Source organism: Georgenia halophila (genome assembly GCF_039541595.1).
The window spans coordinates 120,642-144,233 of sequence record NZ_BAABGN010000008.1; the positions used below are offsets into that span (position 1 = coordinate 120,642).

The 23,592-nt window shown below is 72.4% G+C and carries 20 protein-coding genes; 13 read left to right on the forward strand and 7 right to left on the reverse strand.

The genetic code is table 11. The annotated features are described in order from the left end of the window. The first annotated feature begins 2 nt into the window (after positions 1-2). The 6 genes from ABD907_RS09590 to ABD907_RS09615 all read left to right on the forward strand — a co-directional run bounded on the left by ABD907_RS09590 (position 3) and on the right by ABD907_RS09615 (position 6,424). Positions 3-929, forward strand: a complete 927-nt coding sequence (locus tag ABD907_RS09590; RefSeq protein ID WP_345216023.1) for a phosphatidate cytidylyltransferase — start codon at positions 3-5, stop codon at positions 927-929. 95 nt (positions 930-1,024) lie between these two features. Further along, positions 1,025-1,597, forward strand: coding sequence for a DivIVA domain-containing protein (locus tag ABD907_RS09595; protein WP_345216024.1), 573 nt, complete (start codon positions 1,025-1,027; stop codon positions 1,595-1,597). Then, complete coding sequence (dxr, locus tag ABD907_RS09600; protein WP_345216025.1) at positions 1,594-2,811, forward strand: 1-deoxy-D-xylulose-5-phosphate reductoisomerase; 1,218 nt, start codon at positions 1,594-1,596, stop codon at positions 2,809-2,811. Before ABD907_RS09595 ends, dxr begins: the two co-directional genes overlap by 4 nt. 112 nt (positions 2,812-2,923) lie before the next feature. Next, positions 2,924-4,240, forward strand: a complete 1,317-nt coding sequence (locus ABD907_RS09605) for a M50 family metallopeptidase (protein ID WP_345216026.1) — start codon at positions 2,924-2,926, stop codon at positions 4,238-4,240. A gap of 153 nt (positions 4,241-4,393) precedes the next feature. Then, a complete protein-coding gene (ispG, locus tag ABD907_RS09610; RefSeq protein ID WP_345216182.1) occupies positions 4,394-5,551 on the forward strand; it encodes a flavodoxin-dependent (E)-4-hydroxy-3-methylbut-2-enyl-diphosphate synthase in 1,158 nt (385 codons plus the stop codon). 9 nt (positions 5,552-5,560) lie between these two features. After that, entirely contained in the window at positions 5,561-6,424 is an 864-nt protein-coding gene (locus ABD907_RS09615; protein ID WP_345216027.1) for a GNAT family N-acetyltransferase, read from the forward strand. 16 nt (positions 6,425-6,440) lie between these two features. Here the strand turns inward: ABD907_RS09615 and ABD907_RS09620 are convergent, their stop codons facing one another. The 6 genes from ABD907_RS09620 to ABD907_RS09645 form a co-directional block, all read right to left on the reverse strand. After that, positions 6,441-7,310 carry an Fpg/Nei family DNA glycosylase gene (locus ABD907_RS09620; protein WP_345216028.1) on the reverse strand — a complete coding sequence of 290 codons (870 nt, stop codon included), beginning with the start codon at positions 7,308-7,310 and terminating at the stop codon, positions 6,441-6,443. Between the two features lie 128 nt (positions 7,311-7,438). Beyond that, positions 7,439-8,863 (reverse strand): NtaA/DmoA family FMN-dependent monooxygenase, encoded by a 1,425-nt coding sequence (locus tag ABD907_RS09625; protein ID WP_345216029.1) that lies wholly within the window; start codon positions 8,861-8,863, stop codon positions 7,439-7,441. Continuing rightward, complete coding sequence (locus ABD907_RS09630; RefSeq protein ID WP_345216030.1) at positions 8,860-10,608, reverse strand: dipeptide ABC transporter ATP-binding protein; 1,749 nt, start codon at positions 10,606-10,608, stop codon at positions 8,860-8,862. The genes ABD907_RS09625 and ABD907_RS09630 overlap by 4 nt, the downstream gene beginning before the upstream one ends. Beyond that, positions 10,605-11,483: an ABC transporter permease gene (locus tag ABD907_RS09635; protein ID WP_345216031.1), complete on the reverse strand. Its 879-nt coding sequence runs from the start codon at positions 11,481-11,483 to the stop codon at positions 10,605-10,607. The genes ABD907_RS09630 and ABD907_RS09635 overlap by 4 nt, the downstream gene beginning before the upstream one ends. Continuing rightward, positions 11,480-12,478 carry an ABC transporter permease gene (locus ABD907_RS09640; RefSeq protein WP_345216032.1) on the reverse strand — a complete coding sequence of 333 codons (999 nt, stop codon included), beginning with the start codon at positions 12,476-12,478 and terminating at the stop codon, positions 11,480-11,482. Before ABD907_RS09640 ends, ABD907_RS09635 begins: the two co-directional genes overlap by 4 nt. Continuing rightward, complete coding sequence (locus ABD907_RS09645) at positions 12,456-14,114, reverse strand: ABC transporter substrate-binding protein (protein ID WP_345216033.1); 1,659 nt, start codon at positions 14,112-14,114, stop codon at positions 12,456-12,458. The genes ABD907_RS09640 and ABD907_RS09645 overlap by 23 nt, the downstream gene beginning before the upstream one ends. 262 nt (positions 14,115-14,376) lie before the next feature. Here ABD907_RS09645 and ABD907_RS09650 point away from each other — a divergent pair, with 262 nt between their 5' ends. Genes ABD907_RS09650 through ABD907_RS09660 form a run of 3 tightly spaced genes read left to right on the forward strand, consistent with a single transcriptional unit; the run spans position 14,377 to position 17,598 of the window. Then, positions 14,377-14,532: a hypothetical protein gene (locus ABD907_RS09650; RefSeq protein WP_345216034.1), complete on the forward strand. Its 156-nt coding sequence runs from the start codon at positions 14,377-14,379 to the stop codon at positions 14,530-14,532. Beyond that, complete coding sequence (locus ABD907_RS09655; protein ID WP_345216035.1) at positions 14,532-15,779, forward strand: OmpA family protein; 1,248 nt, start codon at positions 14,532-14,534, stop codon at positions 15,777-15,779. Before ABD907_RS09650 ends, ABD907_RS09655 begins: the two co-directional genes overlap by 1 nt. Before the next feature lie 43 nt (positions 15,780-15,822). Then, on the forward strand, positions 15,823-17,598 hold the full coding sequence (locus tag ABD907_RS09660) for a proline--tRNA ligase (protein WP_345216036.1): 1,776 nt from the start codon (positions 15,823-15,825) through the stop codon (positions 17,596-17,598). Positions 17,599-17,642: 44 nt separating this feature from the next. Here the strand turns inward: ABD907_RS09660 and ABD907_RS09665 are convergent, their stop codons facing one another. Then, complete coding sequence (locus ABD907_RS09665; RefSeq protein WP_345216037.1) at positions 17,643-18,626, reverse strand: DUF4439 domain-containing protein; 984 nt, start codon at positions 18,624-18,626, stop codon at positions 17,643-17,645. Between the two features lie 104 nt (positions 18,627-18,730). Between ABD907_RS09665 and ABD907_RS09670 the strand changes: the two genes are divergently transcribed. From ABD907_RS09670 to infB, 4 genes are all read left to right on the forward strand, one after another. Beyond that, positions 18,731-19,216, forward strand: coding sequence for a ribosome maturation factor RimP (locus ABD907_RS09670; protein WP_345216038.1), 486 nt, complete (start codon positions 18,731-18,733; stop codon positions 19,214-19,216). Positions 19,217-19,222: 6 nt separating this feature from the next. Next, positions 19,223-20,290, forward strand: a complete 1,068-nt coding sequence (nusA, locus tag ABD907_RS09675) for a transcription termination factor NusA (protein WP_345216039.1) — start codon at positions 19,223-19,225, stop codon at positions 20,288-20,290. 68 nt (positions 20,291-20,358) lie between these two features. Then, positions 20,359-20,679 carry a YlxR family protein gene (locus ABD907_RS09680; RefSeq protein WP_345216040.1) on the forward strand — a complete coding sequence of 107 codons (321 nt, stop codon included), beginning with the start codon at positions 20,359-20,361 and terminating at the stop codon, positions 20,677-20,679. Positions 20,680-20,749: 70 nt separating this feature from the next. Continuing rightward, a complete protein-coding gene (infB, locus tag ABD907_RS09685) occupies positions 20,750-23,566 on the forward strand; it encodes a translation initiation factor IF-2 (RefSeq protein ID WP_345216041.1) in 2,817 nt (938 codons plus the stop codon). Positions 23,567-23,592: the final 26 nt, after the last annotated feature.

Below are 23,592 nucleotides of genomic sequence, written 5' to 3' on the forward strand. Positions count from 1 at the left end.
CGATGGACGACACCCCCACCGACCCCTTCACCGGAGCCGTCCGGCGGCTGAACGACGCGCGCCGGCGCGCCACGACGGCACTGGTCGAGCCCGCACCGCCACGCCCCGGCCCGTTGCCGCCCAGCGGCCGTGCCGGCCGGAACCTCCCGGCCGCCATCGGTGTCGGCCTCGGGATGCTCGCCGTCGTGGGCCTGAGCCTGTTCATCCGGCGCGAGGCCTTCGTGGTGCTCGCGACCGTGGCGGTCTGCCTGGCGCTGTGGGAGCTGGCGGGCGCGGTCTCCCAGCGGCACATCCGGATCCCGGTCCTGCCGCTGTGGGTCGGCGCCGTCGGCATCCTCGTCTCCGCATGGATGGCCGGCGAGGAGGCCATGCTGATGGCCTTCACCCTCACCGCCGGGGGCGTCTTCGTCTGGCGCGTGCTCGACGGCGGGGGGCTGGAGGCCGTCCGTGATGCCGCGGCCGGGATCTTCGCCGCCGCCTACGTCCCGTTCCTCGGCGGATTCACCATCCTGCTCCTGCGCCTGGACGACGGCGCCTGGCTGGTCCTCACGGTGCTGCTGGTCGCTGTCGCCAACGACGTCGGCGGCTACTTCGCCGGCGTGCTCTTCGGGCGCACCCCGATGGCACCGACGATCAGCCCGAAGAAGTCGTGGGAGGGTGCCGCGGGCTCCCTCCTGATCACCTCGGGCGTCGCGACGGCGATGATCATGCTGCCGTTGGGCGGCCCCTGGTGGGGCGGGCCGGTGCTCGGGGTGGCCGCCGTCGTCGCCGCGACCATGGGCGACCTGGCCGAGTCGCTGCTCAAGCGCGACCTCGGGCTGAAGGACATGGGTTCGCTGCTGCCCGGCCACGGCGGGGTCATGGACCGCCTCGACTCCATCCTCATCTGCGCCCCCGTGTGCTACGGCGTCCTGCGCCTGGTCCTCTGAGCCGGCGCTGAGGCCGGCGTGACGGTGAGAAGATGAGCGAGAGCCGCACCGCGGTGCGCCATACTCGCGGCAGCGACGGAGAGGAAGGAGCTGGGATGACGGCGATGTTCCCGACGGCGGGACGCTGGCGCACGGGTTACGACCGCGAGCAGGTCGAGGAGTTCTTCACCCGCGCCCGCGCCGCGTACGAGGACGGCGAACCGCCCAGGAGCGACACGGCCGCCGCGGACTCGATCGACGAGCAGGACGTCCGTTCGGCCGCCTTCGACCTGGTGCGCGACGGGTACGCCACCGCACCGGTCGACGCCGCCCTCGACCGCCTGGAGGCGGCGTTCGTCCAGCGCCGCCGGTCCGCCTTCATCGCCGAGCGGGGTGAGGGCGCCTGGATGGATCGCACCGCCGACCTCGCGACGACGCTCTACCCGCGGCTCCTGCGCCCGCACGGCAAGCGGTTCCGCGCGCCCGAGAAGGGCCGCGGCTACGACCGCGAGGCCGTCGACGCCCTGATGGACCGACTCGTCGCCTATTTCGACGAGGGCGGTGAGATGACGTCCTCCGAGCTGCGCTCCACCACGTTCCCGTCCGTCCCGGCCCGCCGCGCCTACCACGAGGGCACCGTGGACGCCTACCTCGCCCGCGCGGTCGAGGTCCTGGTCGCCGTCGAGTGAGCACAGACCTCGTCGTCCTCGGCTCCACCGGGTCCGTCGGCACCCAGGCCCTCGACGTCGTCGCCGCACATCGCGACCGGTATCGCGTCCGTGCGCTCGCCGCCGCCGGCGGCAACCCCGGTCTCCTTGCCGAGCAGGCCCTCGCCCACGACGCCGAGGTGGTCGCCGTCGCCGATCCCACGGCGGCGCGGCCCCTGCGCGAGGCCCTCGACGCCCGCGGCGGCGGAGCGCGACGCCCGGAGGTGCTCGCCGGGCCGCAGGGTCAGGCCGAGGTGGCGGGCATGCTCGACGCCGACGGCGTCGTCCTCAACGGTGTCACCGGTTCGGTCGGTCTCGCGCCCACGCTGTCGGCCCTTAGCTCCGGCGCCACGCTGGCGCTGGCGAACAAGGAGTCGCTCGTGGTCGGCGGCGCGCTGGTCCGGGCCGCACAGAGGCGCCCCGGTCAGGTCGTGCCGGTCGACTCCGAGCACAGCGCGATGGCCCAGGCCCTGCGTTCGGGCCGCCACGAGAAGGGCATGGCGAGCCCCGTGGTCACCGGCCGCAGCGAGGTCCGGCGACTCGTGCTGACCGCCTCCGGCGGACCCTTCCGCGGCAAGCAGCGCGGGGACCTCGCGGCCGTCACGCCCGAGCAGGCCCTGGCCCACCCGACATGGGCGATGGGTCCGATGGTGACCATCAACTCCTCGACGTTGGTCAACAAGGGGCTCGAGCTGATCGAGGCTCACCTGCTCTTCGACGTGCCCGCCGAGGACATCGTCGTGGTGGTCCACCCGCAGTCGATCATCCACTCGATGGTCGAGTTCCACGACGGCTCCACCCTCGCGCAGGCCTCGCCGCCCGACATGCGGCTACCCATCGCCCTCGGGCTCAGCTGGCCCGAGCGCCTGACCGACGTCGCCGTACCGTGCCGCTGGGACGAGCCCTCGGCCTGGACGTTCGAGCCGGTCGACGAGACCGTTTTCCCAGCCGTCGCTCTGGCCCGGGCGGCCGCCGCCGCCTCGGCGACCCACCCGGCGGTCCTCAACGCCGCCAACGAGCAGTGCGTCGGCGCCTTCCTCGCCGGCCGCCTGCCGTATCTCGGCATCGTCGACGTCGTCGCTGAAGTGCTCGGAGAGCACGACGGCGAGGCGGCGCCGGCCCTCGAGGACCTGCTCGCCGCGGAGTCCTGGGCACGCCGCCGGGCCGACGACCTCCTCGGCCGGCACAGCGCCTGAGGGAACCGGTGGAGCCGGTACCACGTTGTGGTTCACCGGGAGGCATGATGGAAACGAGCCCAGCAGGAACCGGCGGGCGACACGAAGCACGAGCCTTTCAGGAGGATGACGGATGGACTACGTCGTAGGCGTCCTCATCCTCGTCGTCGGGCTGATCCTGTCGATCGCCCTGCACGAGATCGGCCACCTCCTTCCCGCCAAGCGGTTCGGCGTCAAGGTCCCGCAGTACATGGTCGGGTTCGGCCCGACCCTGTGGTCGAAGACCGTGCGGGGGACCGAGTACGGGATCAAGGCGCTGCCGCTGGGCGGGTTCGTCCGCCTCGTGGGCATGTTCCCGCCGGCGCGCCAGGGCGCGAAGGTCCGTACCCGCAAGGACGGGCGCCCCTCCATGGTCGAGGAGGCGCGGGCCGCCGCGCTCGAGGAGCTCGGGCCGGGGGAGGAGCACCGTGCCTTCTACCGGCTGAGCGCTCCGAAGAAGCTCGTCGTGATGCTCGGCGGCCCCATCATGAACCTCCTCATCGCGACGGTCCTGCTCGGGGTGCTGGCCGTCGGGATCGGCGTCGGGCAGTACACGACGACGCTCGGCAACGTGCAGCAGTGCGTGCCGGAGGACTCGCAGGCCACCAGCTGCGCCGCGAACGACCCGGTCGCGCCCGCCGCGGAGGCCGGCCTGCGGCCCGGCGACGAGGTGCTCTCCTGGGGCGGTGTCCCCACGGACAGCTGGGAGGAGATCTCCACCGTCATCGCCGAGGGCGGCACGGCCCCGACACAGGTCGAGGTCCTGCGCGACGGCGAGCGGGTCACCCTGACGGTGACACCGACCCCGGCGGAGCGGCCGGTCGTCGGCGAGGACGGGCAGCCGCGGAGGGACGCCTCCGGTGATCCGGTCACCGAGATGCGCCCGTTCGTGGGCATCGGGCCGACGTTCGAGCTGGTCCGGCAGCCCGTCACGGCGGTGCCCGGAATGGTCTGGGACCTCTTTGCACGCACGGTCGAGGTCGTGGTCACGCTGCCCGAGCGGCTCGGCGCCATCGCACAGGCGGCCTTCGGCACTGAGGAACGTGACCCGGGCGTCGTCGGCCTCATCGGGGTGGGCCGCTTCGCCGGTGAGATCGCCTCCGTCGAGGGAGCCGGCTACGGGCTGGGCGAGCGCACGGCGGACATGACGGGACTGCTGGTCTCGCTCAACATGGCGCTCTTCGTCTTCAACCTCATCCCGCTGGTCCCGCTCGACGGCGGACACATCGCCGGCGCCCTCTGGGAAGGCGCACGCCGGCGGGTCGCGGCGTGGCGTTCGGCACCCGACCCGGGCCCGGTGGACACCGCGAAGCTCGTACCTGCCATCTATGTGGTGGGTGCGCTCATCCTCGCCATGGGTGGACTGCTCGCGTATGCCGACATCGTCGAGCCTGTGCCCCTCGGGGGATAGCACGTGGGACGTGTGCCTCGTCGCGTGGATGTCGTCACCGCACCGGATGTCGTCACCGCACCGGCGGAGTGACCCGTCCCTCGCCACCGCACCTGCGCTTCGTGCTCGTCAGCGTCCTAGACTGATCTGGTGAGCACCCCCATCTCTCTCGGCATGCCGACCGTCAAAGAGACCCCGCCGGTCCTTGCGCTGCGCAAGAAGACCCGGAAGATCCGAGTGGGCGACGTCGAGGTCGGTGGTGACGCGCCCGTCTCGGTGCAGTCGATGACCACCACCAAGACTCACGACATCAACGCGACCCTGCAGCAGATCGCCGAGCTGACCGCCTCCGGGTGCGACATCGTCCGCGTGGCGTGCCCCACGGACAAGGACGCCGAGGCGCTCCCGATCATCGCGAAGAAGTCGCAGATCCCGGTGATCGCCGACATCCACTTCCAGCCGAAGTACGTCTTCGCGGCCATCGACGCCGGATGCGGCGCCGTCCGGGTCAACCCCGGCAACATCCGGAAGTTCGACGACCGCGTCAAGGAGATCGCCCAGGCGGCCTCGGACGCCGGCGTCTCGCTGCGGATCGGCGTCAACGCCGGCTCCCTCGACAAGCGGCTGCTCGAGAAGCACGGCAAGGCCACCGCGGAGGCCCTGGTCGAGTCCGCCGTCTGGGAGGCGTCGCTCTTCGAGGAGCACGACTTCCACGACTTCAAGATCTCCGTCAAGCACAACGACCCGGTCGTCATGGTGCGGGCCTACGAGATGCTCAGCGAGCGCGGCGACTGGCCGCTGCACCTCGGTGTCACCGAGGCCGGGCCGGCGTTCCAGGGCACCATCAAGTCCGCCACGGCGTTCGGGGCGCTGCTCAGCCAGGGCATCGGTGACACGATCCGCGTCTCCCTCTCGGCGCCACCGGCGGAGGAGGTCAAGGTCGGTACCCAGATCCTCGAGTCGCTGAATCTGCGGCCGCGCAAGCTGGAGATCGTCTCCTGCCCGTCCTGCGGCCGCGCCCAGGTCGACGTCTACGAGCTCGCCGACTCCGTGACCGCCGGCCTGGAGGGCATGACCGTGCCGCTGCGGGTGGCCGTCATGGGCTGCGTCGTCAACGGTCCGGGCGAGGCCCGTGAGGCCGACCTCGGCGTCGCGTCCGGCAACGGCAAGGGACAGATCTTCGTCAAGGGCGAGGTCATCAAGACCGTGCCGGAGGATCAGATCGTCGAGACCCTCATCGAGGAGGCCAACCGGATCGCGGCCGAGCTGGACCTGGAAGACGAGGCGGCGGCTGCGGGCACCGGGCCGTCCCCCGTCGTCACCGTCGGCTGAGAGCGCGGCGTGCCGCTGTGGCGCCGGTCCCCGGCGGCGGTCCGAGCGCTCGACGGGCGCGACCGGGACAAGGCCCTCGCCGTGTGCTCGATCGACCCTGTGGGATCCGTCGTGGCCGCCGTCCAGGCCGAACGGCTCGGTGAGCGCGGACCGTCCGGTACCGAGATGCTCGGCATCTTCGGCGCCGACCCGTATCGGCCGGAGGCGTTGTGCTGGGCCGGGGCGAACCTGGTCCCCGTGCAGGTGCGCGAGTCGCACCTGGACGACCTCGTCGAGCACGTGCGGCGGCGCGGCCGCCGCTGCTCCTCCGTCGTCGGGCCGGCGGAGGAGGTGCTGCCGCTGTGGGAGCGACTGTCCCCGGTGTGGTCCCGGCCGCGGGAGATCCGTCCCGACCAGCCCTCGATGGTCATCGATCACGCACCCGTGACGGTGAGCGACCCGGCGGTGCGGCTGGCCACCCTCGAGGATGTCGAGGCGATCGTGCCGGCCTCGGTGGCCATGTTCACCGAGGAGGTCGGCTACGACCCGACGACGGTGGGTGGTGCGTACGCGGCCCGGGTGGCGGAGCTCGCCCTGAACGGGCGCACCTATGTCCGCATCGAGGACACCGGCGACGGTCCAGAGGTGATCTTCAAGGCCGACGTCGGAGCTCTTGCGCTCGGCGTCGCCCAGATCCAAGGGGTCTGGGTGCACCCCGAGCACCGCGGTCGAGGCCTGGGCACCCGCGGGATGGCCACCGTCATCGAGGACGTGCGCGCCCGGCTGGCCCCGACGGTGTCGCTGTACGTCAACAGCTTCAACGCGGCGGCTCTGGCGACCTACGACCGCGTCGGCTTCCGCCGCGTCGGGACGTACGCGACGATCCTGTTCTGAGACGTGGCGGCGCTGCTCAGCGCAGGAGCTTGGACATGCGCCGGTCGGCGAGGATCTTTCCCTCCGTCTGGCAGGTGGGGCAGTACTGCAGGGACGAGTCGGCGAAGGACACCTCACGGACCGTGTCACCGCACACGGGGCACGCCGCACCGGTGCGGCCGTGCACCTTCATGCTGCGCCGCTTGCTGTCCTTCAGCTCGGCCGCCGGCCGGCCCGCCGCCTGCTCGACGGCGGAGGCCAGCACCTCGTGGATCGCGGTGAGCAGTCGCGCCGCATCCTGCTCGTCGAAGGTCTTCGTCAGGGCGAAGGGACTCGTCCGGGCGGCGTGGAGGATCTCGTCCGAGTAGGCGTTGCCGATGCCGGCGATGACCGACTGCGCCCGCAGCAGGCCCTTGACCTGCTGGTTCTTCGCGGCGAGCAGCTCCTGCAGCGCCTCCAGGGTCAGCGCGGCCGGTTCGACGCCGAGCGTTGCGATCGCCGGCACGTCCTCGGGACGCTCCACGATGTGCACCGCGAGCCGTTTCCGGGTCCCCGCCTCCGTCAGGTCGAACCCCGCGCCATCGTCGAGCCGGACGCGTAGCGCGATCGGGCTCTTCCCCGGGCGCAGCATCGACGTGGGAACCGCGTCGTACCAGCGCAACCAGCCGGCCTTGGCGAGGTGAAACACCAGGTGGGGATCGCCTGCCGCCTCGCCGCCGGTGGCGAGGTCGAGCCACTTGCCGTGCCGGACGACGTCGGTCACGGTCGCCCCGGCCAGCTCCGTCGGGGCAGGGGAGAACGTCTTCAGCGCACTGATCGCGCCCACCTCGACCCCCGTGATCGCACGCCCGACGGCGCGCTCGCGCAGGAACTGGGCGAGGCCCTCGACCTCCGGCATCTCTGGCACGCGCCTATGCTGCCACGGCCCACACTCGCGCGTGACGGGTCCGTGAGGTGGTGAGAGGGAGGATCTGGTCGCTGGGGGCAACCAGATCCTCCCTCTCGATGGCTTCGGTCGGGCGGCCGGGCGCTGGATCAGACCGTCGCGGGGGCGAACAGCGGCTCGACCGGCACGTCGAGGTTGCCGCCGCCGCGGTACCGGCTCGCCACGTGCTCCTCCGGCAGGCGGGCGCGGCCGGGGCCGAACAGCCGCTCGCGGAGGGTGATGCCGTCGGCGTCGTCGGGCTCGGCGAGCCGCCCGCGCCGCCGGAGCTCGGGCACCACCAGCTCGGCGAAGTCCTGAACCGTGCCGAACGAGTGGTACTGGCGCAGGTTGATGCCGTCGATGCCGTCCTCGTCGAGCCACCGCTCGATCTCGTCGGCCACCACGGTGGGCGTCCCGACCACGAAGAACCGTTCCTGCTTGCCCGCCAGCAGCCCGTCGAGCACCTCGCCCACGGTGCGCTCCAGCGGCAGCATGGGCACCCGGCCGAGCTCCTTGCCCGAGCGGGCGATCGCCTCGGTGACCGTGATGTCCCGCGGCTGCGTCGTCAGGTCCACCGGCAGGCTCGAGTGGGCGAGGATGCCGTCGAGGCTCGTGTGCTCGCGGAAGGTGCGCCACTTGTCGGCCGCCTCCTCCTCCGTGCGCCCGACGATCACGCCGGCCTGCACGATGAACTTCACCGAGTCCGGCGTGCGGCCCTGGCGGACCGCCGCCTCCTGCATCGCCCGCTTGTTGGCGTGGAACTGCTCAGTGGTGCGCCCGCCGGTGAAGACCAGCTCGGCGTGCCGGCCGGCGAACTCGGTACCGGCGGCCGATCCGGTCGCCTGGTACAGCACGGGTGTGCGTTGCGGCGACGGGTGCACGAGGTGCGGGCCGGCGACCCGATGGCCGTCGCCGGCGTGGTGGATGTAGCGGACCTTCGACGGATCCGTGGCCACCCCGGCCTGCCGGTCGTAGCGCACCGCGCCGTCGTCCCACGAGCCCTCCCAGAGCTTGTAGAGGACGTCGAGGTACTCGTCGGCGAGCTCGTAGCGCCGGTCGTGCGGGATCTCGCCCTCCAGCCCGAAGTTGCGGGCGGCGTTGGGCAGGTAGGACGTGACGATGTTCCAGCCGATGCGGCCCTTCGTCAGGTGGTCGAGCGTGGACATGCGGCGGGCGAACGCGAACGGCGGCTCGTAGGTCGTCGAGAACGTGACGCCGAACCCGAGACGGCGTGTCGCGGCCGCCATCGCGGGCACGATCAGCAGCGGATCGAGGTTGGGGCTCTGCAGTCCTTCGCGCAACGCGGTCTCCGGCCCGTCGCGGAAGACGTCGTAGGCACCGACGACGTCGGCGAGGAAGATGCCGTCGAAGCCGCCGTCCTCGAGGATCTGGGCCAGCTCGGTCCAGTAGTCCAGGTCCGCGAACCGGTGCCGGTTGTTCTCCGGCAGCGGCCACAGGCCGTGGGTGATGTGGCTGATGCAGGCCATCTCGAAGAGGTTGAGGATGAGCTTCTTCGGTTCCGTGCTGGTGGTCATCGGTGGTCTCTTCCTGGCTGGTTCGGGCTGAGCTCCAGCGCCGGTACGGACGCGAGGAGCTCACGGGTGTAGGGGTGCTCGGCATTGTCGAGGAGCGTGTCCGGGGTGCCGGACTCGACCACCCGGCCGTCCTTCATCACCAGGACCCGGTCGGCGACGTGCGTCACGACGCCGAGGTCGTGGGAGATGAACAGGTAGCTGACGCCGGTCTCCAGCTGCAGACGCGCGAGCAGGTCGAGAACCTGGGCCTGGATCGTCACGTCGAGCGCCGAGACGGCCTCGTCGAGGACGACCACGTCGGGTGCGCCGGCGAGCGCCCGCGCGATCGCGACGCGCTGGCGCTGGCCCCCGGACATCCGCAGCGGGAACTGCGGTAGCACCGCCTCGTCGAGCCCGACGAGCGAGACGAGCTCGGCCACCCGGGCGCGGTGCGCGGCCCTCGTCGGGTAGTCCTGCGACGGCACGGCGTCGAGCAGGATCCGCTCGGTGGTCCACCGCGGGTCGAAGCTGGACAACGGGTCCTGGGAGACGACGGCGAGGCGCCGCCGCAGCGGCCGGCGTCGCCGCTCGGAGAGCGTCGACCACGGCTCGCCGCCCAGGCGCACCTCGCCGGCGTCGGCCTGCTCGAGAGCGAGCACCAGACGTGCCGTCGTACTCTTCCCGGAGCCCGACTCGCCGACGAGGCCGAGGGTCTCGCCGCGCCCGAGGGTGAAGGAGACGTTGTCGACGGCGAGGGTGGTCCGGCCGGCCGGCGCCGAGAACCGCCGGGTGAGACCGACCGCCTCGATGACCGCTGCATCGGGGGCGACCGCACGCCGCGCCGGCAGGGGCGGCGACCCCGGCACCAGCGCTCGCCCACGCGTTCCTCGCCCCGGGACGGCCGCGACCAGTGCCCGCGTGTACGCCTCCTGCGGCGCGCCGAGCACGGCGTCCGTCGTTCCCTCCTCGACGATGCGGCCGTCCTTCATCACGAGAATGCGGTCCGCGAGCTCCGCGACGACGGACAGGTCGTGACTGATGAGCAGGAGCGAGGCGCCCCGCTCCTTGGTGCGGTGCAGCAGGTCCAGCACCTGAGCCTGCACGGTGACGTCCAGAGCGGTGGTGGGCTCGTCCGCGACGATGATGTCGGGCTCGAGGGCGAGCGCCGAGGCGATGAGGGCGCGCTGGCGCAGGCCGCCGGAGAGCTCGTGCGGGCGTTGCCGCGCCCGCTGCCGTGGAAGCGGCACGCCGACGCGGCCCAGCAGCTCGACGGCACGGCGGTGGCGCTCGGCGCGCCCCCGGACGCCGTGCAGCGCGAGCGCCTCGGCGATCTCCCGGCCGACCGGGCGCAGCGGGTCCAGCGAGACGAGCGCGTCCTGCAGGACGAACCCGACCTCAGCGCCGCGCACGGGACGCCACCGGCGCTCGGTCGCGTCTCGCAGGTCCTGGCCGTGGACCTCCAGCCGGTCGGCCCGGACGACGGAGCCTCGCCCGGCGAGCCCGACGAGGGCGCGGGCGGTCACGGACTTGCCCGAGCCCGACTCCCCGACGATGGCGACGCACTCGCCGGCGGCCAGCTCGAAGGCGATGTCGCGCACCACCGCACGTCGTCCGCGGGTGGTGTCGAACGCGACGTGGAGGCCGGAGACGGCGAGCCGTGTCCGGCCCGGCGGCCGGCCTTCCCGCTGTGGCTCGGAGCTCTCGGGTGCTGCTGGGTCGCGGTGACGGACGGGGGATGGCGGGGCGGTGCGCGATGGTGCGGTCACGGGCGTTCTCCCTTCTCGAGGGCGGTCTGCAGGTGCCGCCCGAGGGTCGTCGCGGCCAGCGCGAGAACCACGATCACGAGCCCGGGGATGAGCGTCAGCCATCCCGCGTGGGTGATGTAGGTGCGGCCGGCGTCCAGCAGCGCGCCCCACTCCGACGACGGCGGCGCCACGCCGAGCCCGATGAAGGACAGCCCGGACGCCCAGACGATCGACTGGCCGACGCAGAGCGCGAAGATCGCGACGAGCGGGCGCAGGGCGTTCGGCAGCACGTGGACGTGCAGGATCCGCCACCGTCCGTGGCCCAGCTCCTTCGCCGCCTCGACGTAGGGCGACGCCTTCGCCTGGAGGACCTGTCCGCGGACCATGCGGGCGTAGCCGGGCGCGGTGCCGATCCCCACGGCGAGGATCTGCGTCAGCGCGGACGGGCCGACGACCGCGATGAGCAGCAGCGCCAGCAGCAGGGACGGGAATGCGAACAGGACCTCGACGAGCCAGCCGACGACGCCGGTCACGGGCCTGGGGCCGAGCGCCGCGAGCGTGCCCAGGACGACGGCCGCCGTCAGGCTCACGAACGCGGCGCCGAGACCGATCGCCAGGGAATGGCTCGTGCCGTGGACGACGCGGCTGTACAGGTCTCGCCCGGACTCGTCGGTGCCGAACCAGTGGGCGGCCGACGGCGGCTGCAGCGCGGCGGGATAGTCCAGGGCGAGCGGGTCGTGCGTCGCGAGCAGGCCCGGGGCGAGCGCCGCGAGGACGAAGAGGACGAGGACGGCGACGGCGACGGCCAGGCCGGCCGGCACGCGGGTCCGGCGAGGCGGAGCGGGCGGCAGCCCGCCGGGCGCCACCGGCGCCGGCCCGGTGATCGTGGTGCTCATGCGGTCCTCCGGATCCGTGGGTCGACGAGCACGTAGGCCAGGTCGACGAGCAGGTTGGCGACGACGTAGAACGCGGCGACAAGGACGACGACGCCGACGACCACCGGCAGGTCCTGCGCCCCGACGGCCTCCACGAGCAGCTGCCCGATGCCCGGCCGGGTGAAGACCTGCTCGACCACGACGGCGCCGGACAGCGTCGCGCCGAGCGCCCAGCCGGTCAGCGTGATGGGCGGCAGGACGGCGTGCCGGAGCACGTGCCGCAGCCGCACCGCCGTCTCGCCCATGCCCCGCGTGCGGGCCGAGACGACGAACGGCTGGTCCAGCGCGCGCTCGTACTCGGTCCGGGTGGCCTGGCCGAGGAAGCCCGCCAGCGGGATCGCCAGGGTCAGGGCAGGCAGCAGGAGCCCGGCGATCCCCGTGCCGCCGATCACCGGGAACCACCCCAGCCGCAGCGCGAAGGCGACGAGCAGGATGATCCCGAGCCAGTAGGCCGGCAGGCCGGCGGCGACCACCTCGACCAGGGAACCGGCACCGGTCACGCGGCGGCTCCGGCCCGCGGTGAGCAGGATCCAGCCGATCATGAGCAACCACGACACCGCGATCGCCGTCAGGGCCAGCACCATCGTGGGGGCGAGCTGCTCGCCGATGATGTCGACGACCGGCCGGTGCTGCTGATAGGAGACGCCCAGGTCGCCGACCAGCAGCCCGCCGACGTGGTCCAGGTACTGCAGGAGCAACGGCCGGTCGAGGCCGTACTCGGCCACGATCGGGGCGAGCTCCTGCGCGGTGCGGGCCTCGGCAACCCCGGTTCGGACGTTGAGGATGGCGGTGGCGCGGTCGCCCGGCATGCCGACCTGCGCGAGGAACGTCACGGTCGCGGCACCGAGGAGGGCCAGCAGCGCCGACCCGAGCCGGGTGCCGACCGCCCGGGCGAGCACCGGGCCGCGGCGGGTGCCTGTGGCGGCCGGGTGCTCAACCGACGAAGTACGCGTCATGGAAGACCGGCCCTCCCTGCGAGTGCTCCTGCCAGACGTCGCGCAGATCCGGAGCGACGGCGAGGGTGGACAGCCGCGGATAGAGACCGATGGACAGCGCCCGATCGGCGATGTACTGCTGCGCCTCGCGGTACAGCGCGTGCTGGCGCTCGCGATTCGCCTCGGAGTTGGCCTCGAGGATGAGCTGCGCGAGCTCGGGGTCGTTGTAGAAGGCCGAGTTGGACCCGTTCGGCCGCTCCTCGGTGGAGGGCCGCCAGTTGATCCAGAGGATTCCCGCGTTCACGGAGGTCCAGTACCCGACGGAGGCGTCGCGCTCCTCCGCCGTGCTGTACGCGCCGGCCAGCGAGGCGGCCCGGGGGACCGGAACGAGCTCGACGTCGAAGCCGACCGCCTTGGCCTGCTGCTGCACGCCCTGGAGGATCGCTGCGCCGTCGGCGTTGACGATCGACCCGGCCCCGTAGGGGATGACCACGTGCAGCCGCTGCCCGTCCCGGGCCCGGTACCCGGCATCGTCGCGCTCGGACCAGCCGGCCTCGTCCAGGAGCGTGTTCGCCCGGGCGGGGTCGTACGAGTAGGCGTCGGCCGCCTCCTGGCTGTAGCCGGGGGTGGCCTGGCTGACTGCGCCGTTGCCCTCGTAGGGAATAAGGCCTTGGCCGATCGTCTCGACGATCTGCTCCCGGTCGAGGCTGTAGGCGAACGCCTGGCGGACCCCCTGGTCCGCGAACGGGCCCTGGGTGGTCGTGAAGGAGATCTGCTGGGGACGCCCGGGCGTGACGAACTTCAGTCGTTCGAAGCCCGCGTCGCCGAGCGGCTCCCACTCGATGGCCGGCACGTCGTAGACGGCGTCGGTCTCCCCGCTGCGCAGCGAGGCGGTGCGCGTGGTGGGGTCGGGGACGAACTGCCAGTCGACCCGCTCGACGATGGCCGGGCCCCCGTGCCGGGCGTTGGCCGGCCAGGAGGTGTACTCCTCGTTGCGGACCAGGAGAATGTTCTGGCCTCTGTTCCACTCCTCGACGACGAACGCGCCGGACCCGATCGGCGCGGCGCAGTTCTCCTCGTCGCTGCGGGTCTGGAGCGCGTGCGCGGACTGGATCCCGAAGTACGGCTGGGCGAGGTTCGCGCTCAGCCGGGGGTACGGGGCGCTCAGGTGGATGCGCAAGGTGCGCTCGTCGACCGCCTCCGCGGCGTCGAAGTAGGGCTGGAGCCAAGCGCGTGCGGTGCTGTTGCCGCCGTCGATCCAGTGATCGAAGTTGTACGCCACGGCCTCGGCGGTGAGGTCGGTGCCGTCCGTGAAGGTCACGCCGTCCATGAGCGTGAAGGTCCACGTGAGCCCGTCGTCGGAGACCTCCCACGCCTGGGCGAGCCACGGTACGGGCTCGTGGTCCTCGTTCAGGGAGACGAGGTTGTCGAGGACCTGGTACGAGAGGTAGCCCTGCTCGATCCAGCCCCCGAAGACGCACTCGGGCTCCTGCTGGTGGCCGTAGACGATCGTGCCGCCGTCCAGCGGCTCGCCGGTGTCGCCGGCCGCGACGCCGCCGCCGGCCGGTGCGGCACCTCCCGCGCACGCGCCGATCGCCGCCATCATCGACAGCGCCCCGGCGGATGCGGCCAGGCGGGTGATGGTGCGTCGCAGCATGTGGCGGCCCTTCGAGGTCGTGGGGGGCGCGGGTGTGCGCCGGCGATCGGTCGTTGCGGTGTGCCGGACGCTAGGGATGCCCGTCGAAGGGGAGACCGGCCCGCTGGCGTCCTCTTGCCATGTGAGATTTCTGTTCCGCCTGGTGTCGGAAGCGTCTACGTGATGGACGCCGGCTGTCGACGCCTGATCGAGCGCCGCGGCCGGCTGTCGCGTGACGAGGGGCCGATCGGCCGGACCACCGGCGCTCGGGACGCTAATATCGGTGGTCTCGACGACCGGTGCGCTCGAGACGACGAATGCTGAAGGGACCCACGGGGACCGGCTCGACGACCGGGCGGCTGCGGTCCTGGCCGACGACGCCATGCGACAGAACCGTCCGGACCTGACGTTCGAGATCGTCGGACACCAGGAGGAGTGATGACGACCGCCACCCGCGCGCTGGTTCCCGCCGTGCTCGCCGGTGCGCTCGCCCTGGCCGGCTGCGGCGGCGACGAGCCCGCCGGGCTCGAGGGCGGCGGCGCCACACCGACCCAGCAGGCCGAGACCACCGGGGCCGAGGCGGAACCGAGCGGCGAGGCCACCGGCGACCCGACCTCCGAGGCACGACGGGACGCGCGCGGCTCCGACGCACAGGGGGACGCGCCCGGCATCGAGATCTGCGAACCGGGCGAGGGTAAGACCGTCACGATGCTCGACGACGTCGTGATCCCCGAGCAGGAGATCCCCGCGGTCCCGGAGCAGACGGTCGACATCGACGGCGAGACCGTCGAGATCCCCGGTGTCGACGCGGCCGTCCTCCCCGAGCGGATCGCCGAGGCCGGCTGCATCGTGGAGTATGAGGCGCCCGGCGGCTGCCTCGGTGCCGTCGAGATCAGCGGGGCGCGGATCCCGCCGTACACGATCCCGGAGCGGGTACTGCCGGAGGTGACCCTTCCGGACGGGACGGTGCTGGACGAGGTCGTCCTGCCGGCCGAGGGTCGTGAGGAGGTCACGGTCGAGGGCACCCGCGCCGAGGAGGTCTGCCAGGTCACCGACGACGTCGAGGCGGGCGAAGCCGTCAGCGCGGTGTCGCGTCCGGCGATCTCGCGTCGCGCGATCGGCCAGCCCGCCGCCGCGCAGAAGGCGGCAGCACGGCCCACCGAGGCCGTGGGAGACGCCGCCCTCGACGGCACGACGGTCGTCGACGGAGTCCTCATCGACGGTGTGGTCGTCGACGGTGTGGTTGTCGACGGGGTCGTCGTCGACGGAGCCGTCCTCGACGGGTACGTCCTCGACGGTTCCGAGGACACCGAGATCGCCGAGAAGGAGGGGGAGACCTACTACACGACCGAGGGCGATGTGCTGTTCGACGTCGACGACGCGACCATCCGCCCCGACGCCGAGTCGGAGCTGGAGGCGATCGCGGCCGACATCGTCGAGCAGGGCGAGGACCTGAGCGTTCTCGTCGAGGGCCACACGGACAACGTGCGCTCCGAGGAGCACAACCTCGACCTGTCGCGGCGGCGCGCCGAAGCGGTGGCCGACTGGCTGGTCGAGCACGCCGACATCGCTCGGTCGGCCGTCACGACCGAGGGGCACGGCTTCGCGTACCCGCGGACGGACAACAGCACCGAGGAGGGCCGGGCGCAGAACCGGCGCGTCGTCATCACCGTCACCGCGGACTGAACCGTCGCGGGCAGGGGCCACGCGGGCAAGTAGGCTGGCACGCGTGCTGCTGAAGATGTCCTCCCTGTTCGCCCGCACCCTCCGCGAGGATCCCGTCGACGCCGAGGTCGCCAGCCACCGGCTGCTGGTCCGCGGGAGCTACATCCGCCGCGCTGCCCCGGGTATCTACTCGTGGCTGCCGCTCGGGCTACGTGTGCTCGGCAAGGTCGAGCGGGTCGTTCGTGAGGAGATGGACGCCATCGGCGCGCAGGAGGTGCACTTTCCGGCGCTGCTGCCCAGGGAGCCCTACGAGGCGAGCGGTCGGTGGACCGAGTACGGCGAGAACCTGTTCCGCCTGAAGGATCGCAAGCAGGCGGACTACCTCCTCGCGCCCACGCACGAGGAGATGTTCACCCTGCTCGTGAAGGACCTGTGCTCCTCCTACAAGGACCTGCCGCTCTCGCTGTACCAGGTCCAGAACAAGTACCGGGACGAGGCACGTCCACGCGCGGGGCTGCTGCGCGGACGCGAGTTCATCATGAAGGACTCGTACTCCTTCGACATCGACGATGCCGGTCTCGACGCCAGCTACGCCAAGCACCGCGAGGCGTACGTGAAGATCTTCGACCGCCTCGGCTTCGAGTACGTCGTCGTCTCCGCGCACTCCGGTGCCATGGGCGGGTCCAGGTCCGAGGAGTTCCTCGCCAAGGCCGACATCGGCGAGGACACCTACGTCGAGTGCAAGACCTGCGGGTACACCGCGAACGTCGAGGCCGCCACGGTTCCCGTGCCACCGCCGCTCCCGTACGACGACGCACCCGCCGCGCACGCCGAGGACACCCCGGGAACGCCCACGATCGAGACGCTCGTCGAGCACCTCAACGCACGCTTCCCCCGCAAGGACCGCTCCTGGGAGGCCGGCGACACCCTCAAGAACGTCCTCTTCGTCCTGACCCACCCGGACGGCACGCGCGAGCCGGTTGCGATCGGCGTCCCCGGAGACCGGGAGATCGACGCCAAGCGCATGGAGGCGGCGTTTTACCCGTCGACCTTCGCGCCCTTCGCCGACGAGGACTTCGCCGCCCACCCGGCCCTGGCCAAGGGGTACATCGGCCCTGGCGCGCTGGGGGAGGACTCGCCGAGCAGGATCAGGTTCGTCGCCGACCCGCGCGTCGTCGAGGGCACCCGCTGGGTCACCGGCGCCGACGAGCACGGCAAGCACGTGCTCGACCTCGTCGCAGGGCGCGACTTCACCCCCGACGGCACGATCGAGGTCGCCGAGGTCTGGCCCGGTGACCCCTGCCCCAACGGCGACGGGATCCTGGAGACCGCCCGCGGCATCGAGATGGGGCACGTCTTCGCCCTCGGTCGTAAGTACGCCGAGGCCCTCGACCTGCGGGTGCTGGACGAGAACGGCAAGTCGGTCGTCGTCACCATGGGGTCCTACGGCATCGGCGTCACCCGTGCGGTCGCCGCCATCGCCGAGGCCAACAACGACGGCTTGGGCCTGGTGTGGCCCATGCAGGTCGCGCCCGCCCACGTCCACGTGCTCGCCACCGGCAAGGGCCCGGAGATTCTGGAGACCGCCGAACGTCTCTCCCGCGAGCTCGAGGCCGCCGGCGTCGAGGTCCTCCTCGACGACCGGCCCAAGGTCAGCGCCGGCGTGAAGTTCGCCGACTCGGAGCTCATCGGTGTCCCGCTCGGGCTCGTCGTCGGCCGGGGTCTGGCCGACGGCGTCGTCGAGATCCGGCAGCGGCGCACCGGGGAGCAGGAGCAGGTGGCGCCCGACCTCGCCGTGGCCCGGATCCGCGAGCTGGTCGATTCCGCGCTGGAGGGCTGACGAAGGTGTAGCGCAGGGCGGGGCGAGGAATGAGACCTGGCGGGTCAGTCCCGCGGCAGGCCCGGTAGCGCCGGCAGCGTGCCGCCCCACTCCAGGATGCGGGCTGCAGCGGCGGCGGCGGCATCCAGCAGCGCGGGCCGCAGGTCAGCGTCTGCCCGGCCCAGGCTGAACAGCCAGTGCTCCAGCAGCAGCGTCTCGGCCCGGACGGCGGCAGCCTGCTCTGCGTTCAGACCGGCCTCCTCGTCCGCGCCGGGCAGGCTGTAGACGCCCAGGCGCGCGTCCGGGGCGCCCGCCTCGATCGCCACGTCCACCAGCAGCTGGAGATGGTCGGCGCGCGCCTTGGCGCTCTCCCGAGAGACCTCGGACGTCCGTGCGGCTACGGCCTCGTAGGCGTAGCGCGCCTGGTCCAGCACCTGCACCGTCGGTCCGTCGACGCCGCGGGCGAGGAGCGTGTCCCTGTTCATCGGCGCCGCCGCCGGCTCGACGGGCGGCGCCCCGACCGCCGTCGCCAGGTCGGCGGCCCCCCGCGAACGTGACAGCGAGACCGAGGCCAGCAGCACCGCCAGGTCCTCGGTCGGTGCCGCGACGGCGGCCTCGCGGGCCTCGGACGCCCCGGTGGCCAGCAGCTCCACGACGTCCGCGGCGCTCGGGTCGTCCACCGGCGCCGTCGGGGGCGGCGGAGGTGGCGTGGCGCCCTCGGGAGCGCCGCCGGGCCACGCGACCCAGACCCCGCCGAGCGCGTCGAGGTGCACGTCGGCATGGACCGCCACCCGCTCCAGGACCGCGGCGCCGTCCTCGGGGTCCGTGACACCTCCCACGGTCGCCGCCAGGGTGGCGGTGCGGGCGGCGGCCTCCTGACGCAGCTCCTCGGCGGGGTCGGGGTTCGGTGCCTCCGGCGGGGCGGTGTCCAGCCGCAGCCCGCAACCGGCCGACGACAGGGCAACCAGCAAGGCGACGACGGCCGTGCAGGCGTGGCGCCCCCGGCTCGGACGGCGGACGCCCGGCGGTCCCGGGGGTGCGGTTGACATCGCCGCCGATCCTGCCACGTCGCCGGCCGGGTGGCGGGCGTACCAAGGTCCGCCGCGCGGGTCGGTAGAGTCAGCCCCTGACCACGCTAAGGAGTGACACCACCATGAGCCGCGCCCGTCCCACCGACCTTCCCGACCGTCTGCGCGGCGCCGTCGGCCCGGTCGTCGACGCCGCCGGGCTGCTTCTCGAGGACGTCACCGTCGCCGCGGCCGGACACCGCAAGACCGTGCGTGTGGTCGTGGACCTGCCGGACGGGCCGGGCGGGGTGGAGTCGGACCGCCTCGCCGACGTCTCGCGCGCCATCTCGGCCGTCCTCGACGACGCGGACCTCATCGAGGGTGCCCACACCTTGGAGGTCTCCACCCCCGGCGCCGACCGCCCGTTGCGCGAGCCGCGGCACTTCCGCCGCGCCGTCGGTCGAAAGCTCCGGGTGAGCACCGCGGAGGGCCGCGAGCTGACCGGGCGCCTGCGCGACGCCGACGAGCGTGGCATCGTCATCGACGTCGACGGCACGGCGCAGGACGTTCCCTACGAGCGGGTCGGCAAGGCCCGCGTCGAGATCGAGCTCAACCGACCCGAGGAGGCCTGAGGACCCGTGGACATCGACATGACGGCCCTCCGCCTCATCGAGAGTGAGCGCGGCATCAGCCTCGACGTGCTGGTCCGCGCCATCGAGGAGGCGCTGCTGCTGGCGTACCACCGCACGCCCGGCGCCGTGCAGGACGCCCGGGTGGAGCTCGACCGGCGTACCGGCCGCGTCACCGTGCTCGCGGCGGAGGTGGACGAGGAGGGCAACCGCATCGGCGAGTTCGACGACACGCCGTCCGGTTTCGGCCGCATCGCCACCTCGACCGCCCGCTCGGTGATCGTCCAGCGGCTGCGCGACGCCGAGGACGACCAGGTGATGGGCAACTACCGCGACAAGTCGGGTGAGATCATCTCCGGCATCGTCCAGCAGGGCCGCGACCCGCGCACGGTGCTCGTCGACATCGGCGACATGGAGGCCGTGCTGCCCGCTCACGAGCAGGTCCCGACCGAGAACTACGTGCACGGCGACCGGCTGCGTGCCTTCGTGGTCGAGGTCAGCCGCGGTGCCAAGGGCCCGTCGGTGACGCTCTCGCGTACGCACCCGAACCTCGTCAAGAAGCTCTTCGCCCTCGAGGTCCCCGAGGTCGCCGAGGGCCACGTCGAGATCATCGCGCTCGCCCGCGAGGCCGGGCACCGCACCAAGATGGCCGTGCGAGCCACCATCCCGGGTCTGAACGCCAAGGGCGCCTGCATCGGCCCGATGGGTCAGCGGGTCCGTGCCGTCATGTCCGAGCTCGCGGGGGAGAAGATCGACATCATCGACTACTCCGAGGACCCGGCCACGTTCGTCGCGAACTCGCTCTCGCCCGCGAAGGTCTCCAGCGTCGAGGTCGTCGACCTGGACGCCCGCGCCGCGCGCGTGGTGGTGCCCGACTTCCAGCTCTCGCTCGCGATCGGCAAGGAGGGCCAGAACGCCCGGTTGGCGGCGCGTCTGACGGGATGGCGAATCGACATCCACGCCGACACCGAGGACTCGGCGGTCGAGGTGGCGGCCGACCCGTCCGACCCGGACGCGTCACACGTCACAGGCCACGGTCCCGACCCGGGTGAGCGCACGGCTGGCGCACCGGGGTAGAGTGTCCGGTGGGCACGCGCCCGGAATCCATGACTCGACGCAGCGACACACCTACGCCTACCGGGCCGGTGCGGACCTGCACCGGATGCCGGAAGCGGGCCCTGAGGTCCGACCTGGCCCGCCTGGTCCTGGACGACTCCACGTCCCGCGTGGAGGTCGATCAGGCACGGTGCGCGCCCGGTCGTGGCGCCTGGCTCCACCCGAGCCGGGAGTGCCTGGATCTCGCCCTGCGCCGTCGGGCGATCGGCCGGGCCCTGCGAGCCGCAGGACCGGTCTCCACCGACGCCGTCGTGGCGTGGTTCGACCAGCAAGAACTTCGGGCGTCAGATGCGCCCGTCGACGAGTCATCGACGAAGAAGGCGGGTTGGAAGCCGATGGGCACCCGATGAGTACCCAGCGATGAGCTGCCAGCACTAGCACGGCCTTTCCTGTTTCGGGATGGGCCGAGACAGGAGAGTTGTGGCAAAGGTCCGCGTCCACGAGCTCGCGAAAGAGCTCGGTGTCGACAGCAAGACGGTGCTCGCCACCCTGCGTGAGCAGGGCGAGTTCGTGAAGTCGGCATCGTCGACCATCGAAGCACCCGTCATCCGCCGGCTGCGGGAGACGTTCCCCGCCGCCCCAGCGCAGGACGACAAGAAGTCGGGCGATGCCCGCAAGCCGGCCGCGAAGCCGGCTGCCCCGAAGACAGCGAAGCCGGAGCCAGAGACGGCTGCCGCGACCGAGAGCGCGGACAAGTCGGCAGAGCCGACGCAGCCCGAGTCGGCGCCGGAACCTCCGGCCGAGGCCCCGGCAGCCGCCCCCGCGGAGCCGGCCACCCCGGCGGAGCCCGCCGCCCCGGCGGCGTCCGCGGCTCCGAAGCCGGGTGCGCGTCCGACCCCGAAGCCCGCGCCCAAGCCGGCGCCGAAGCCCGGCACCGGCCGTCCCGGGGGCGGTTCGCCGCGGCCGGGCAACAACCCGTACGCGACCTCGCAGGGCATGCCGCGCGGCGGTCGCTCCGGCGGCGGACGTCCCGGCGGCGGTCCGCCGCGGCCGGGCAACAACCCGTACGCGACCTCGCAGGGCATGCCACGTCCCGGTGGCGGCGGCTCGGAGGGAGCCCGGTCCGAGGGTGGCGGCGGTCAGCGCACCGCAGCCGCGGCTCCGCGTCCGGGCGGTCAGCGCCCGAACCCGGGCATGATGCCCGGTCAGAGCGCGGTCGGCCGTCCCGGTGCCGCCCCCGCACGCGGCGGCGGCCGGGGTGGTCGCCCCGGCGGCGGGCCCGGCGGACCGGGTGGTCCCGGCGGCTTCGCCGGCCGTCCCGGCGGCGGTGGCCGCCCCGGCGGTCGCGGTGGCCGCGGCGGTACGCAGGGTGCTTTCGGGCGCGCCGGCGGCCGTCCGGTCCGCGGGCGGAAGTCGAAGCGGGCCAAGCGCCAAGAGTTCGAGCAGCAGTCCGCGCCGTCGCCCGGCGGCGTCTCGGTCCCCCGCGGCGACGGCAGCACGGTCGTGCGCATCCGGGCCGGCGCCTCTCTGGCGGACTTCGCGGACCGGATCGACGCCAACCCGGCGTCCCTGGTGACCGTGCTGTTCCACCTCGGTGAGATGGCCACGGCCACCCAGTCGCTGGACGAGGACACGTTCAAGTCTCTCGGTTCCGAGCTCGGGTACGTCGTCGAGGTCGTCTCCCCCGAGGATGAGGACCGCGAGCTGCTCGGGACCTTCGACATCGACCTCGCGGCCGAGGAGGCGGGGGAGTCCGAGGAGGACCTCCAGCACCGTTCACCGGTCGTCACGGTCATGGGTCACGTCGACCACGGAAAGACCAAGCTCCTCGACGCCGTCCGGTCCACGGACGTCGTCGCCCAGGAGCACGGCGGCATCACCCAGCACATCGGTGCCTACCAGGTCCATGCCCAGCACGAGGGCCAGGAGCGTTCGCTGACGTTCATCGACACCCCGGGTCACGAAGCGTTCACCGCCATGCGTGCTCGTGGTGCCGACGTCACGGACATCGCGATCCTGGTCGTCGCCGCGGACGACGGCGTCATGCCGCAGACCGTCGAGGCGCTCAACCACGCCCAGGCGGCCAACGTGCCGATCGTCGTGGCGGTCAACAAGGTGGACAAGGAGGGGGCCAACCCCGCCAAGATCCGCCAGCAGCTGACCGAGTACAACCTGGTGGCCGAGGAGTACGGCGGCGAGACGATGTTCGTCGACGTCTCCGCGCTGCAGCGCATGGGCATGGACGAGCTCCTCGAGGCCGTCCTCCTCACCGCGGACGCGGCGCTGGACCTGAAGGCGAACCCCGACAAGGACGCCCGTGGCGTGGCCATCGAGGCCAACCTCGACAAGGGCCGCGGCGCCGTAGCGACCGTGCTGGTCCAGTCCGGCACGCTCAAGGTCGGGGACTCGATCGTGGCGGGCACCGCCCACGGCCGGGTGCGCGCCATGTTCGACGAGCACGGGGAGACCGTGAAGGAGGCCGGACCCGCACGTCCCGTGCTGGTTCTGGGTCTGCAGTCGGTGCCGCGCGCCGGCGACACGTTCCTCGTCGCGCCCGACGACCGCACGGCCCGGCAGATCGCCGACAAGCGTGAGGCCGCCGAGCGTGCCGCCACGCTGGCGAAGCGCCGCAAGCGCGTCAGCCTCGAGGACTTCACCAAGGCCCTGGAGGAGGGGAAGGTCGAGAACCTCAACCTCATCCTCAAGGGTGACGTCTCCGGTGCCGTCGAGGCGCTGGAGGACGCCCTGCTCAAGATCGACGTGGGCGCCGAGGTCGCGCTGCGGATCATCCACCGCGGAGTCGGTGCGATCACGCAGAACGACGTCAACCTCGCCACCGTCGACAACGCGATCATCATCGGCTTCAACGTGCGTCCCGCCGAGCGGGTCACCGAGTTGGCCGACCGCGAGGGCGTCGAGCTGAAGTTCTACTCCGTCATCTACGACGCGATCGACGACGTGGAGAGCGCGCTCAAGGGCATGCTCAAGCCGGAGTACGAAGAGATCCAGCTGGGCTCCGCGGAGATCCGCCAGGTGTTCCGGTCCTCCAAGGTCGGCAACATCGCCGGTTCGATCGTGCGGTCGGGACTCATCCGCCGCAACGCCAGCGCACGCCTCGTGCGGGACGGCGTCGTGGTGGCGGACAACCTCAAGATCGACTCGTTGCGCCGGGAGAAGGACGATGTCACCGAGGTCCGCGAGGGCTTCGAGTGCGGTATCGGCCTCGGCGGCCACCGGGACATCCAGGAGGGTGACACGATCGAGACGTTCGAGATGCGGGAGAAGCCGCGCGACTGATCGGATGTCCGCGACCTCACCCGGCC

Excerpts from the sequence above, each read along its gene's own strand:
- ABD907_RS09665 (WP_345216037.1), bottom strand. The coding sequence starts at position 18,626 with ATGTCAACCGCACCCCCGGGACCGCCGGGCGTCCGCCGTCCGAGCCGG.
- ABD907_RS09655 (WP_345216035.1), top strand. The coding sequence starts at position 14,532 with ATGACGACCGCCACCCGCGCGCTGGTTCCCGCCGTGCTCGCCGGTGCG.
- ABD907_RS09645 (WP_345216033.1), bottom strand. The coding sequence starts at position 14,114 with ATGCTGCGACGCACCATCACCCGCCTGGCCGCATCCGCCGGGGCGCTG.
- ABD907_RS09625 (WP_345216029.1), bottom strand. The coding sequence starts at position 8,863 with ATGACCACCAGCACGGAACCGAAGAAGCTCATCCTCAACCTCTTCGAG.
- ABD907_RS09635 (WP_345216031.1), bottom strand. The coding sequence starts at position 11,483 with ATGAGCACCACGATCACCGGGCCGGCGCCGGTGGCGCCCGGCGGGCTG.
- ABD907_RS09605 (WP_345216026.1), top strand. The coding sequence starts at position 2,924 with ATGGACTACGTCGTAGGCGTCCTCATCCTCGTCGTCGGGCTGATCCTG.
- ABD907_RS09590 (WP_345216023.1), top strand. The coding sequence starts at position 3 with ATGGACGACACCCCCACCGACCCCTTCACCGGAGCCGTCCGGCGGCTG.
- ABD907_RS09640 (WP_345216032.1), bottom strand. The coding sequence starts at position 12,478 with ATGACGCGTACTTCGTCGGTTGAGCACCCGGCCGCCACAGGCACCCGC.
- ABD907_RS09670 (WP_345216038.1), top strand. The coding sequence starts at position 18,731 with ATGAGCCGCGCCCGTCCCACCGACCTTCCCGACCGTCTGCGCGGCGCC.
- ispG (WP_345216182.1), top strand. The coding sequence starts at position 4,394 with ATGCCGACCGTCAAAGAGACCCCGCCGGTCCTTGCGCTGCGCAAGAAG.
- ABD907_RS09595 (WP_345216024.1), top strand. The coding sequence starts at position 1,025 with ATGACGGCGATGTTCCCGACGGCGGGACGCTGGCGCACGGGTTACGAC.